Source organism: Pseudomonas sp. HT11, from assembly GCF_044875395.1.
GTDB lineage: Bacteria > Pseudomonadota > Gammaproteobacteria > Pseudomonadales > Pseudomonadaceae > Aquipseudomonas.
Genome location: NZ_CP173217.1, coordinates 4,270,644 through 4,283,123 on the forward strand (window position 1 = coordinate 4,270,644; position 12,480 = coordinate 4,283,123).

The 12,480-nt window shown below is 60.9% G+C and carries 12 protein-coding genes and 1 pseudogene; 5 read left to right on the forward strand and 8 right to left on the reverse strand.

Features of this window, described 5'->3' with window-relative positions; all coding sequences use genetic code 11:
* Window positions 1–59: 59 nt before the first annotated feature.
* Entirely contained in the window at window positions 60–971 is a 912-nt protein-coding gene (locus ABWL43_RS19720; protein ID WP_404483790.1) for a LysR family transcriptional regulator, read from the reverse strand.
* Window positions 972–1,171: 200 nt separating this feature from the next.
* Entirely contained in the window at window positions 1,172–1,912 is a 741-nt protein-coding gene (locus ABWL43_RS19725) for a BPL-N domain-containing protein (RefSeq protein ID WP_404483793.1), read from the reverse strand.
* 125 nt (window positions 1,913–2,037) lie between these two features.
* Between ABWL43_RS19725 and ABWL43_RS19730 the strand changes: the two genes are divergently transcribed.
* From ABWL43_RS19730 to ABWL43_RS19750, 5 genes and pseudogenes are all read left to right on the forward strand, one after another.
* Window positions 2,038–2,493, forward strand: a complete 456-nt coding sequence (locus ABWL43_RS19730; RefSeq protein WP_145158587.1) for a VOC family protein — start codon at window positions 2,038–2,040, stop codon at window positions 2,491–2,493.
* A gap of 66 nt (window positions 2,494–2,559) precedes the next feature.
* Window positions 2,560–3,186, forward strand: coding sequence for a LysE family translocator (locus tag ABWL43_RS19735; RefSeq protein WP_404483795.1), 627 nt, complete (start codon window positions 2,560–2,562; stop codon window positions 3,184–3,186).
* 9 nt (window positions 3,187–3,195) lie between these two features.
* Window positions 3,196–3,606: a hypothetical protein gene (locus ABWL43_RS19740; RefSeq protein WP_404483796.1), complete on the forward strand. Its 411-nt coding sequence runs from the start codon at window positions 3,196–3,198 to the stop codon at window positions 3,604–3,606.
* Window positions 3,607–3,698: 92 nt separating this feature from the next.
* Window positions 3,699–4,049, forward strand: a complete 351-nt coding sequence (locus ABWL43_RS19745; RefSeq protein ID WP_404483798.1) for a hypothetical protein — start codon at window positions 3,699–3,701, stop codon at window positions 4,047–4,049.
* Window positions 4,050–4,532: 483 nt separating this feature from the next.
* Window positions 4,533–4,679 (forward strand): annotated as a pseudogene (locus tag ABWL43_RS19750) (N-methyl-L-tryptophan oxidase); the annotation flags it as partial.
* Between the two features lie 258 nt (window positions 4,680–4,937).
* On the opposite strand, the gene ABWL43_RS19755 reads toward ABWL43_RS19750, so the two are convergent.
* The 6 genes from ABWL43_RS19755 to ABWL43_RS19780 all read right to left on the reverse strand — a co-directional run bounded on the left by ABWL43_RS19755 (window position 4,938) and on the right by ABWL43_RS19780 (window position 12,439).
* Complete coding sequence (locus ABWL43_RS19755) at window positions 4,938–5,564, reverse strand: glutathione S-transferase family protein (protein WP_200624961.1); 627 nt, start codon at window positions 5,562–5,564, stop codon at window positions 4,938–4,940.
* 68 nt (window positions 5,565–5,632) lie between these two features.
* Window positions 5,633–7,372, reverse strand: a complete 1,740-nt coding sequence (locus ABWL43_RS19760) for an OPT family oligopeptide transporter (protein ID WP_404483801.1) — start codon at window positions 7,370–7,372, stop codon at window positions 5,633–5,635.
* A gap of 215 nt (window positions 7,373–7,587) precedes the next feature.
* Window positions 7,588–9,705, reverse strand: coding sequence for a methyl-accepting chemotaxis protein (locus ABWL43_RS19765; RefSeq protein WP_404483805.1), 2,118 nt, complete (start codon window positions 9,703–9,705; stop codon window positions 7,588–7,590).
* A gap of 289 nt (window positions 9,706–9,994) precedes the next feature.
* Window positions 9,995–10,285, reverse strand: a complete 291-nt coding sequence (locus tag ABWL43_RS19770) for a DUF3144 domain-containing protein (RefSeq protein ID WP_119742530.1) — start codon at window positions 10,283–10,285, stop codon at window positions 9,995–9,997.
* A gap of 93 nt (window positions 10,286–10,378) precedes the next feature.
* A complete protein-coding gene (locus ABWL43_RS19775) occupies window positions 10,379–10,924 on the reverse strand; it encodes an ATP phosphoribosyltransferase regulatory subunit (RefSeq protein ID WP_404488466.1) in 546 nt (181 codons plus the stop codon).
* Between the two features lie 291 nt (window positions 10,925–11,215).
* A complete protein-coding gene (locus ABWL43_RS19780; protein ID WP_404483808.1) occupies window positions 11,216–12,439 on the reverse strand; it encodes a DUF1444 family protein in 1,224 nt (407 codons plus the stop codon).
* Window positions 12,440–12,480 lie beyond the last annotated feature (41 nt).

The following is a 12,480-nucleotide window of genomic DNA, read 5'->3' on the forward strand; positions in this document are numbered from 1 at the left end:
GGATTCAGCAAAAAGACGTCATTTACGCGGTGATCCATCGCCAACCGCGACGGATGCAGTCAGGGGCGGGACGGAAGCGATGTTGCTCGCAAAAGCAAATGATCCAGCAATCGCCTTGCCGACAGCGATAGTGCATCCCGATCACGTACACAGATAACAAACTCACCCAATGCCCAATCATCGGTCAGAGGGATGATCCGCAAGTCAAACAACCGTGCATACCGTTCGACTGCTTCGAGTGGGAATACAGCAAGCCCCAAGCCGAATTGCACCAAGCGAAATGCTGCGTCAAACGACGATACATAGGAGCGAAACCGCAACTCATGGCCCACCTTCGTCGCTTCACCGCGCATGAAGTTATTCAACGTGGCGAAAGCTGACAGCCCCAAGTGATCAAAGGCCAGGGTCTCAACGAATGCAATATTGGTACGATCGGCCAGGGAATGGTTCGCCCCTACGACGACCGCCAAATGATCCTGACGATAGGGCAGAAACTCCAGATCGCCCACGGCCATTGATCGTCGACAAATACCTAAATCAGCATTGCCTTCGGCTACCCCGCGGACCACATCGGGACTGAAACGCTCTTCGATGTCTGCCTGGATTCTTGGGTGCTCGATCATGAAGTCGGACAGTTCTTCCGGTAGGAACTCCATGATTGACGAGATGTTTGCCAAGACCCGTACATGTCCTCGGGCGCCTTCAGCGTATTCGCTAAGCTCGCTATCGAGCCGCTCCATAGCCCGCGTTAGAGATCGAGCGTGCCGAAGTAGCGCTAACCCCGCCGGAGTCGCTTCAACCCCGCGTTTGCTGCGGTTAAGCAGCGGCGTACCAAACCGCGCCTCAATATCGGAAATACGCTTACTGACCGCCGACGGCGCAATGAATGCCCGCGCGCTGGCGCGTGCAATCGTGCCCTCTTCACAAACCAGAATGAACAAGTGCAAAGATAAGTGATCCAGGTGCTGCATTACGTCCTTCCTTCAAATCGCAATGTGGCGCGAAGAGACGTATTCCCCGCGTTCAATCTATTGAGGTTTTCGCAAATATTCTGGATATACGCAATCGCCGTGTGAATGGCTTCGGGTTTTCCAGACGCATCGAAAGTCAGCTATTGGTCAAAAGCAGCCCTTCCCGACAACCCGCTACCAAACAAACATAGATACACCTGTTATTTCGCCACCCTCCCCACCAACACCCCAAACAACTCCCCCCGCGGCATCTCACTCACCGCAATCCCCGCATTCTCAAACCACGCCTTCCCCGCCTCCGGATGCGGCCCGCTCAGCACCACCACGCCCTTCTCATACTGATACCGCGCCGCCGCCACATCCCCATTGCGATAAGTCGCAATCACCGTATACGGCGCGTGCCCATCAACCTTGGGAAAATACGGTCCATCCTGATAGAACACGCTGTCTGGCTTGCCATCCCACACCACCCGCACTGCCGCGTCTTCAATCCCGCGCACTTCAAATCCCGGCCGCCCGGCTTCGGAGTCGAGGTCCTGGGGTATCAACCCGAAGTTGCTGTTGTCCGCAAGATAAGCGCCCATGCATAACCCCAGGTAGCGCCCGCCCTTGGCCACGTATTCACGAATGGCGTCCACGCGTGCGTCACCAAAGCTGTCGAGCGCAGCGGGAATGTCCTGCCCGCCGCCCGGCTGAACATAGAGGTCATAGCGCGCAAGGTTTTGCGGGGTGATGTCGATGGCTTCATCCGCGCCGACAAAGTCGATCTGGTAGTTCGGGCTGAGCCGCAGCAAGGCGTTTTTGACGTTCTCGGAACAGTCGTCACACCCCGCCGGGCCACGGTAGATGGCGACATGGGTGATGGGCGTTGCGCCTTGCGCCCATGGCGATTGCAGGGTGGCGAGTGCAAAAAACGTGACAGCGATGGCAGGCAGTTTCATGGCGGCTGGCTCAGCGAACAGTAGGTCGGGGCTGTTCAAAGCCTATATCGAAGGTTTCTTTGAATACGTAAACAGTTGTAAATCGGCTAGTGTCGCCTGAACCCACATCCGCCAGAGGGCATGCAATGGAGCTGACATTCAGCCACGTCGATGTATTGGTCGAGGACCTCGAACAGGCGTGCGCGTACTACGCCAACATTTTCAACGCCAACATCTCCACCACTCAAGTCTGGAATCGCGGCGGCTTTCATGTGCGGTATGCGGTTGTGCTGATGGGCCAGGAGCGTTTCATGCTGGTGCAGCCGCTGGCGGGTAACTTGCGCGAGCTGTTGGACGCACACGGCGAAGGGATGATTTACCGGCACTGCTACACCACGCCGGACATCGAGGTGGCCTATGCCGAGTTGGTCGCCAAGGGCGTGCAACCGGAGGATGAAAACGGCCGGCCATTAGCCCTGGAGGATCTGCAGTCGCCATCCGGCACGCGCATCATTTGGTTGCCCAAGCGCTTTGGGCATTTCTCCATCGAGATTCTGGAAGAAAAAGGCTTGCAGGCCTTTATGCTCGCGGCGTTTGCTTGAGCGGCGTTGCATTACCCCTCTACATTAGGATTACTGTAGGCCGTGCCTGACTCAGAGATCGCCGCCATGTTTGAACTCGCCTCCCTCGTCACCTACGTCGCCGTGGTGATCGGTCTTTTCCTGATCCCCGGCCCTTCGGTGCTGTTGGTGCTCACGCGTACGATTCAAGGCGGGCGCAAGGTGGGCATCGCCACCGGGCTGGGGGTGGCTTGCGGCGACTTGATTCACACACTGTGCGCGGCACTGGGCCTGTCCGCGATTTTGATGACCTCGGCGGCGGCGTTCAACGCGGTGAAGTGGGCCGGTGCGGCGTATCTGATCTACCTGGGCGTGCGGGCCTTCATGGCCAAATCCGGTACGCATGCGCGCCTTGAGTTACCGGCGGTGACGCCGCGTCAGGCGTTTTTCCAGGCGATCGGGGCTGAGGTGTTGAACCCGAAAACCGCGATCTTTTTTCTGGCCTTTTTGCCGCAATTTGTTCATCCCGAATCCGGCTCGTCGCTGGTGCAATTTGCGGTGCTGGGTTTGATTTTTTCGGGGCTGAGCGCGATTTACACGAGCTTGCTGGCGATCTCGATTCGCCCGTTGAGTCGCGGGATCAAGGGGCTGTCAAAGCTGCGTCGCTGGGAAGGCAAAATCATCGGCACGCTGTTTATGGGGCTGGGGCTGAAGGTGGCCTTTCAGCAGCGATAGGCAGGCACGATGAAATTCCACGGTTTTGTACTCGGGCATATAGAGGTTGAGGTCGAAGGACGCGCCTGTGACCTGCACAATTTCTATGTCGCCAGCGACATCCATTACGCGCTGTCTGAGCGCACGCTGTCGCTCAGGTTTACACGACGGACCGAGGACTGGGTGCCGCCCGAAGAGCCACGGGAGATCACCGTCACCTTCCATGGCGTGAGTTATTTTTCGGCCGAAGCGCGCCATGACAGCCCGATTGAGGATGACACGGTGCTTCACGCCATCGGCATTGTGGAAGCCGACGCCGCGACAGAAACGTTCTACCTCTGCGATACCTTCCCCGCCGACCATCACGTGGTCGTGTGCTTCGCATCGGGTCTGACCTTGCGGCTGCACGCCGTTGAGGCGTGGTGTGACATTCAGGTCTAAGGCGTTTCACTTCGAACCGATGGGAACCACTGGCTAACCCGTGAATACGGGCCGGATGATGTGATGACTTTTTTTGAATCTCAGGATTTTTGATGCCCCCAACCAAACGCGACACCGCCCGCCTCGAACGCCGCCTGGTCGCCACGCTGACCGAAGCCTGCGAAACCGCCAAAGCTGAAATCCCGGGCTTCGAGTGGCTGACTCACACGGTCGACTACGCTGCGTTCCAGCAAAGCCTGCGGGTGATTTGGGTGTTCGATACGCGGGCCAACAAGGATCTGGCCCTGGCAAACGGGGCGGACCAACGTATGCGCGAACTGACGGCTGCTGCGTTGGAAGACGCCGAGGTGGCCTCGGTGAAAATCGAGCGCTGTGTACGCTTTGATTCTGAAGAAGCCTGCAACCTCCAGCATGGCGGTGATTGGCGGGTGCGACTGGCCTGAAGCGGCTCTAATGTGGGAGCTGGCTTGCCTGCGATCGCCCTGGATATCTACACAACTTTTGAAGGCAACCAATTTCTCCTGTGGCGAGCAGGCTTGCCCTGCGTTGGGCTGCGAAGCAGCCCCAGTAAAGGCACTGCCATTTTCCTGAAAGAACCCAGCGTCTGGGTTTGGGGCTGCTTCGCAGCCCAACGCAGGGCAAGCCTGCTCGCCACAACAGCGCACTCTGTGCTGCGGTAGCGGTGGATCAGTGGCAGATGCTTACGCTGACACGCCGTCATCGCAGGCAAGCCAGCTCCCACAGTTGATCGTTGTTGCCCGCCAATGCTGCGTGGGCGCTGATCATTCCAGTGGCCGCAATGACGAGGCCACCAGCAAATCTCGTGTATAGGCATGCTGCGGTGTCTCAAACAGCTGCTCGGTACTCCCCGCCTCCACCATCAAGTCGTGCGCCAACGCGCGTACCACGGCCAGGTCATGGCTGATCAGCAAACTCGGGTGGTGTCGCCGTGTTCGGGGCATGGCTTCAAGCACTCGGCGGCGCTGGGTGAAGGGTTTGCGCAGTGGTGCATCCGGGGTTCGAGTGACCTGGATTTGTCGTCGTTTTCGTTGAAGCGCTTTGCGAACAGCTGAGAAGCCGCACACAGCTCTCGGTGGTCTGTAGGGGCTAAGGCTTTGTGACGCGCGGGCTTCTTGTGGCGAGCGGGCTTGCCCCGCGTTGGGCTGCGCAGCAGCCCCAATGAGGCAAAATGCAGTGTGCCAGACGTTACTCCGGCGGCTGGTTTGGGGCTGCTTCGCAGCCCAACGCGGGGCAAGCCCGCTCGCGACATCAGGCCCGTTTGCCACACCGAGCCCGCTCGCCACGAGGGTTACGCGCGCCTGCTGAGCCTTTTATTTGGCGAAGGCGTACTCGCCGCCCTGCTCCACTGCCTTGCGGTACGCCGGGCGCGCCTGGAAGCGTTGCACCCACGCGGCCAGGTTCGGGTAGGCCTGCAACTTGCCTTGGGCCTTGGCGATTTCGCCGATGAAGCTCATCTGGATATCCGCGCCGCTCAGCTCGTCACCCACCAGGTATGGCGTGTCCGCCAGCACGTCGTTCAGGTAGCCCAGGTAGTTGGCCAACTCCGACTCGATGCGCGGATGCAACGGTGCGCCCGCTTCACCCAGGCGGCCGACGTAGAGATTGAGCATCAGCGGCAGCATTGCGGAGCCTTCGGCGAAGTGCAGCCATTGCACGTATTTGTCGTAGGTGGCCGTGGCCGGATCGGGCTGCAGGCGGCCCTGACCATGACGGCGGATCAGGTAGTCGATGATCGCGGCGGATTCGATCAGCACAAGGTCGCCGTCTTCGATCACCGGGGATTTGCCCAACGGGTTGATCGCCTTGAGTTCGGGCGGGGCAAGGTTGGTTTTCGGGTCGCGCTGGTAGCGCTTGATCTGGTAAGGCAGGCCGAGTTCTTCGAGCAGCCACAGAATGCGTTGCGAACGCGAGTTGTTGAGGTGGTGGACAGTGATCATAAGGGCTCCGCTGAACGAGAGTGGGTATCCAGGTAAGAGACTACGCTGTCGCGGTGGAGTGCCATGGATTAATTCGCAACCATCGCCCACAACGACGCGCCGACCCCGGTGATGCTCTCCCCGGCGATCAATCCGGCCGCCGCGGTAATCGCAAAACGTTCGGTGAGACTCGGCCAGCGGCAGCTCGCCAACCACGTCAGCACCGCGCCGAGCGCCATCATCAGCGACACCGAAGCCGGCAGCACGAAGGCCAGGCCCAAGGCCGCGGCGCTGGGCAGATACCGGGCGCGTCGGGACGACAAAGTGCTGTCGAGAATGCCCAGCAACACGCCGACCGCGCCTGCCAGGCCAATCGCCCAACGAATGCTCACCGACAATGAATCCAGGCCATGGGTCAGGGTTTGCGCCACGGCTTTCCAGGTGGCGACCGCGGGTGCCGGCCACTCTTCGGTGAGCAGCATGCTTTGCGGGTCGGGGATCAACGCCAGGTAGGCAAACACGCCGACGATGCTGCCCACAAAAATCCCCAGGATCTGCGCGATTACTTGCTTGCGCGGCGTGGCGCCAATCGCCTTGCCAACCTTGAAATCGTTCATCAAGTCCGTGCATTGCCCGGCCGAGCCGCCGGCGGTGTTGGCACTCATCAAGTTGATCGGCACTTGCCCCGGCGCAACGATGCCGAAGCTCAGCTGGGACAATTGCCCGATGGCGCCAATCGGCGGAATGCCGGTGGCGCCGACCACGCGCGCCGCCACGGCGGCCAGGCAAATCGCCAGGGGAATGGTCAGCAAGGCCATCCACAGGTTGATGCCGAACAACAGCGCCTGCAGGCTCACCACCAGCACAATCGCCAATGCAAAACCGGCGGCAGGCCCAGCCTTGGGGATCGCCCAGGGCGTGCCGCCGCCGGCTTGGGTGGACGTGTGCAAGCCCCACAGGCGGATCGCCAGCGAGGCCAGCGTCGAACACACCATCAGGCTCACGCCGGGCCACAACAACCATTCCACCAGCGCGGCAAATTGCGGGCCGCTGCTGTCTGCCGGCAGGCTGACCAGGCCTTGCGCCAACAGCCACGGCCCCAGCCCGCCCCAGGCGAGCAAGGCGCCAAGCAGCAGGGTCAGGCCCACGCGAATACCGATGATGCCGCCAAAGCCGAGCAACAGCAGCGAAGGGTCGGCGGTAAACGTCAGGCGCTCCAACGCCGCGCTGGGCGACCAGCGCGGCAAGGCCCACATAAACGTGTCCACCCATTTGACCAGCCCGGACAGCACCGCGGCGCCGAGCAGCACCTTCAAGCGCGTGGCGGCTTCGCGGCCGTGGTTGTAGATGTGCAGCAGGGTTTCCAGGGTGGCCATGCCTTCGGGGAATTTCAGCGCCTTGTCATTGAGCAGCGAGGGCCGCAGGTACCAGGCGATCCAGATCCCGAGAAAGCTCACCGAGAACACCCAGGCGATCATCGGCAAGGCGTCCAGCGTGTGGCCGGTCAACAAGGTGTAGGCCGGGATCGGCGCCACCAGCCCGCCGGAGATAATCGAAGCGGCGGCCGAGGCAACGGTCTGGTTGATGTTGCTTTCGTGCAGTGTCCACGGCAGTTGCCCGGGACTGCGCCTGGCCAGGCCCTGCCAGATGGCGTAGCCAACCAACAAGGCGATGATCGACATGTTGAACGACCAGCCGATCTTGAGCCCCGCGTACACATTTGAAGGCGTGAGCAGGATGCCCAGCACGATCCCGGTAATCAACGCGCGCAGGCTGAGTTCGCGTTCCACGGGGGCGGTCAGGTCGGGGGATGGCGGGGTCGAAGGCATGCGGATTCCTTTCGGCAATGGAACAGGGCGACTTGATAAGTGAGCCCTGTTGGCGCTGAAGGTTCATCTAACGCGTGGTGCTTTTACTCAGAGTGCACTGTGTTGGGGGGCGCAGCAGGATCAATAAGCGCACGGGGATTTATAGACCTCATTGTCTGGTTTTGGGGCCGCTTCGCGGCCCAACGCGGGGCAAGCCCGCTCGCCACAGGGGGGCATCATCGGTCCAGGCGAAAGCGCGCGGTGTTTTCACTCAGGGCGCGGCTGCCTTTGCTTAAGGTGTCGGCCGCCTGGTTGACCGCGCGCGCGCCGTCGAGCAAGCGTCCTGCGGCCTGATCGACTTGCTGGATATTGCCGCTGACTTCATCCGCCGTCGTCGCCTGTTCTTCCACCGCCGCCGCGATCTGCGCCAGGGTGTCGGTGACGTTTTGCACCGCGCCGGCAATCTCGCCCAGACGTGTGCCCAGGCCGGTGACGGACTCGGCGTCAGTCAGCGCCTGGTCACACGCGGCGCCCATCAGCGTGACCGCCTGGCTCACCGTCGCGCGCAAGCTGTCCACCGTGCCGGCGATCTGCGCCGTAGAAGCCTGGGTGCGTTGCGACAGGCTGCGCACCTCGTCCGCCACCACGGCAAACCCGCGGCCTTGCTCGCCTGCACGGGCCGCTTCGATGGCCGCGTTCAGTGCGAGCAGGTTGGTCTGTTCGGCAATGCCGCGAATGGTGTCGACCACCGACTGAATCTGCTGGCCCTGCTGGCTGACTTGTTCCAGCGCATTGGCCGTGTCGGTCAGGCGCTGGTTGAGTTGCTGGATGCTCGCCGTGGTGCGCTGGCTGTCGCGGCTGCTGTCTTCGGCGATACGCCGGGTTTGCTGGGCGCTGCCCGAAGCCTGTTCGCAGCTTTTGGCGACGCCCATCGAGGTGGCCGCCAGTTGCGTGGCAGCGGCGGCGATCTGGCTGATCTGGTGTTGCTGGTCTTCGACGTCGGTCAGGGTGCTGCCCGATTGCGCGTTGAGGGTGAGCACCGCCGAGCCCAGTTGCTGGGTCTCGTGGTTGACGCCCAGCAGGCTGGTGCGCAGCTGTACCACGGCGACGTTGAGCGCGGTGCTGATCGCCGCCAGTTCATCACGACCTTCCACCGCCACTTCGACGCACAGGTTGCCGTCACGCAGGGACTCGGCGAGCGTGGTGATGCCACTGGCACTGCGACGAATCGAAGCCTGCAGGCAAATGAACAAGTACAACGCGGCCAAGACCAGCAGGCTGAACGTGGCCACCACCGGAATAAACTCCCTGAGCGAGCGGTCACGGTAATAACTCAAACGCTCATCCAGCGAGTGCAGCGACTGGCTGCGCAGTGCGCCCAACGCGCCGAGGATGCTGTCGACACTGCGATCAAAGCCTGCGGTGTCGAGCTTGATGGTGCCGCCAAACACGCCGTCGTCCAGGCCTTTGAGTTCGTTATCAAGCAATTGCAGGCTGGTGTCGTATTGCGCCGTCCACGGTTCCATCCCCGCGTATTGCTTGGCTTTGAGCGACGCGGCGGCCTTGACCAACTGGTCGCGTGCATCGCCGATTCGGCCGCGCAGGTCGCGCATCTGCAAGCGGCTTTGCAAGGTGAATTGCCCGGAGGCAATCGAGGACTGCCCGACGCTCGCGGTGCGGCCGATACGCTCGATCAGGTCCGGCGTGTGCTGGGTAGAAATCTGCATCAGCAAGTAGGTTTCCAGCCAGGGGTCGAGGATCAGGCCGGATTCCAGGGTGATCTGCTCGCGCAAGGTTTGCATCGCGGTCAGGGCGGCGGTGAAGCGGTCATAACCGTCCGGCCACCAGCCCACGGTGCGCAGCGATTGGGTGTCCATGCCCTTGACCGTCGCCTGCAAGGCCTCAAAGCGGGCCAAGGTGTCAGCGCTGGCGTTGTGGGCCTTGAGCGCATCGCCCAAGGCTTGCAGGCTTTGCACAATGGCGGGGTTGCCGGCATCGACGTTGTCCATCGCGGCCTGCGCGGCGGGGGTTGGGGTGTGCAGAATATCCAGCGCTTTCCAGCGGGCAGCCAGGTTGCGTTGTGCGGTCAACTGGCCATCCAGGGTGTCCAGGGCCAGCAGTTGGCACACGCCGGACTGCTCGCTGGAAATCACCGCTAATTTGTCGCGATAGTCCTGGCCGATCAGCCACAGACTGCCGGCCAGGGGCAGCATGAACAGGAAAAACAGAATTTGAAACTTGCGCGCAAAACCGAAACGGCCAAGCAGGCGGATACCCGGTGATAAAAGACTGTGCATGGCCGACCCACTCCCCCAAACAACCTGGATATGACTAGAAGCAAAATGCCATGTCATTGATTGGGAAGGTACTAGCAAGATACGGGCCGTTGGTGGCGGGTCGCGAAATAGGCGGCTTGGCGAGGTGACAGCCCGGTGGCATGCGCGAAAATGGGGCAAAAGCACTCAGTGTGCAGAGTGGAACGGTAACCCGGCTTTCCAGAGAGGCTGGCTTGCCCTGAGTGCCATCGGCACTGACCTGCCCGACTTTGCGTGCAAGGACATCTGAAGCCGCCATGGACATCCAACGGCTGCTGAAGAAAAGACAACTCAACGCACAAGAGCAAGTGGAATCGGTGCCGGCGAGCTATTTGACCAACATGTACTGACTGAAATTATTGATGTGATCATCCAGATTGTCCTCAAGCATCATCCGGTACTGGTCACAGAAATACTTCAGCATCGCTTCCCGCGCCTCGGCCATTTCGGCGCCGGACTTGAAGTTGCGTGCACTGGCCCAGGCGTTGAAGCGCGTGGTGCCGAACATCATCGAGGCGCTGACCTCGCCGAGGTTTTCACAGGTTTTGAGTTGTTCGTTCGACAGTTCGATGTGTGCGTCGGCACGGTCGTAGAAGGCTTGGTCGGTGGTGTCGGCCATGGCGGGGTTCCCGGGTGAGCAAATGATGGCGGCTATTGGAGCATATCCAGCGGCCGGATAGGAGACGCCTCCGGATGGAGGCGTCCTTGCACGTCACGCCAACGCAAGCACCAGACGCTCAAGCCCGATGCCGAACCCGGCACCTTCGCGGTATGCACCGCCGCCCACCACTTGCTGCTGAGCACCCAACGCGGGGCAACGGACCTCGAAGCCATTGCCTTGCAGGTAGTAACTCAACCCGCGTTTGACGGCCAGGTTAAGCTCATAGTCAAGGCCCAGCGTGTCGAGAAAACCGGTGCACAGCGCTTGGCTGCGCTGCAACGCCAGCGCGGGCTCAGGGCTGAGAATTTCCAGCCCCAACTGAGTGAACTCCCGGTAGCGCCCAGCTTGCGGCCGCTCATACCGGTAACACCGCGCCACGTAGAAAAACATCGCCTCCTCGCGCGTGCCAAGCAATTGCGTGTTGCGTTCCTGGAACAGCGCCGTGGCTTCCGGGATCAGGCAACACTGACGTCCGGCCTTGTCATCAAAGGCCCACATCTGCCCGATGATTTCACTGCCGCCGGCTTTTTCGATAAACGTGTCCTGGCCCCACAGGGCCGGCACGATGGCTTCTTCAGCGCCCGCGTCGATGAAGATAGCTCCGAAAACGCGCCTCTATTTCACGCATCGTCGCGGCTTCTTTGCCAGTCACTATTCGGGTCCCACGTAGCATTGTCATCCGTTGAATCTCCCTTCTGCAGGCAATAAAAAAGGCGCCGTGGGCGCCTTGGGTGGTGGTTCATCGAGTGATCAGAGGTTCTGGTCAATCAGTGAGCGCAAGCAACCGCGGCACCTTGGGCAAGGTCCGTGGGGGTGATGGCGGTTGCTTGGCGAAAATTCAGTCATGGGCGATCCTTGCACAGGTGGGTGAGGCGTGACAAGCCGGCGTTACACCAGCGGCGTCAGCTGACTCAATTGCGCAGGCGTCGGAAAACCCAGCGTGCGATAGCGTGCCGGGTACAGGCTCGCCGGCGCCAGCAGGTCACCCACCTTGGCCTCAAGCTCAGCCCATTCGACCACCTGGGTCTGGGCGGTGCCATCGGGCTGGATCTGCACCAGCGCGACGCGGTCGGTCTTGGGCAGCAAGGTGTCGACGGTTTCTGTCCAGCTACAGATCGAGAAGGTCTTGCCGTGACTGTCCTTCAACTCGAATAACGTGTAGGTCGCGACAAACACGTCGATCTTCTGCTCATCGTGGAGGGTGTCGAGCTGCTCTTTCTGCGCGTGGTAGTTGCCCTGCAGCAGCATGTGTTCGAGGCTCGCCATGCGCGTCTTGAGCGCTTCATCCTGACTGATGAAAGGCACGATCCGTTGATCGTCATAGGTGTAGACCTGGCTGGACACCGCGCGCCCGCTTTCCATGGCCTTGAAGCTGACCTCGACCATGTGCCGAATGCCCTCTTCATCCTTGTCACCGGTCACCATCAGGATGTCGCGGGTCGGGATCATGAACACAGGGCGGCCCTTGATGGCCGCACGCTGCAGGACATCCGGCAGCAGCACGCGGCTGGTGTCATAGCCGTCATTCCAGCGGCCGAGGTAGAGGCCGGGCACAATTTCGTCGAACGCGTCCTGGGTCGCTTCACGCAGATTGCTCACCGCCACCGCCAACGCCTCGTCCAGGCTCACGCCCCACTGTGGATCAGGCCCCTCGGTCAGGGTGGACGTGGTCTCGGGGTAGTCCACCGCCAGCAGGGTCACGCAGTCGGTGCCCAGCGCTTTGTGAACGGCGGTGTAAGGCGCATCCCAGCCCTTGTTGCGTACGTGATAAAGGCGCACTTCTTCGAGCATCGCCAGGTTACGAATCACCGGCCGCAACAGCAGCCTGACGCCTTCAAAGGTGGGCGGGGCTGGCTTTTTGTAGCCGAGCAATGTCGATACATACCCTTTCAATACGTCAGATTTGTGCGCTTTTTCGGCGTTCTGATAGTCATTGAACGCGTTATGCAGGTTGAAGTAGCTACCGTCGCCATGTTTGAGGCGGAACTCTTTGGGCACGTACTCCAGAGGCTCGCTGAAACCCGCTTCGCGAGCCGCCTTGATGACTTTCTCGGCGAATGCATCTTGGGTCAGCGGGCGATTGAACAGTTTGTCGAGCAGAGAGCCGAACATGCGCAGCGTCCTCCATGGGTGCGAGCCGTCCATCATGGGCG

Bases quoted from the DNA above. Each gene is read 5' to 3' on its own strand.
- ABWL43_RS19720 (WP_404483790.1), bottom strand. From the start codon at position 971: ATGCAGCACCTGGATCACTTATCTTTGCACTTGTTCATTCTGGTTTGT.
- ABWL43_RS19745 (WP_404483798.1), top strand. From the start codon at position 3,699: ATGCCCCCAACCAAACGCGACACCGCCCGCCTCGAACGCCGCCTGGTC.
- ABWL43_RS19755 (WP_200624961.1), bottom strand. From the start codon at position 5,564: ATGATCACTGTCCACCACCTCAACAACTCGCGTTCGCAACGCATTCTG.
- ABWL43_RS19780 (WP_404483808.1), bottom strand. From the start codon at position 12,439: ATGTTCGGCTCTCTGCTCGACAAACTGTTCAATCGCCCGCTGACCCAA.
- ABWL43_RS19740 (WP_404483796.1), top strand. From the start codon at position 3,196: ATGAAATTCCACGGTTTTGTACTCGGGCATATAGAGGTTGAGGTCGAA.
- ABWL43_RS19770 (WP_119742530.1), bottom strand. From the start codon at position 10,285: ATGGCCGACACCACCGACCAAGCCTTCTACGACCGTGCCGACGCACAC.
- ABWL43_RS19725 (WP_404483793.1), bottom strand. From the start codon at position 1,912: ATGAAACTGCCTGCCATCGCTGTCACGTTTTTTGCACTCGCCACCCTG.
- ABWL43_RS19730 (WP_145158587.1), top strand. From the start codon at position 2,038: ATGGAGCTGACATTCAGCCACGTCGATGTATTGGTCGAGGACCTCGAA.
- ABWL43_RS19735 (WP_404483795.1), top strand. From the start codon at position 2,560: ATGTTTGAACTCGCCTCCCTCGTCACCTACGTCGCCGTGGTGATCGGT.
- ABWL43_RS19760 (WP_404483801.1), bottom strand. From the start codon at position 7,372: ATGCCTTCGACCCCGCCATCCCCCGACCTGACCGCCCCCGTGGAACGC.
- ABWL43_RS19765 (WP_404483805.1), bottom strand. From the start codon at position 9,705: ATGACATGGCATTTTGCTTCTAGTCATATCCAGGTTGTTTGGGGGAGT.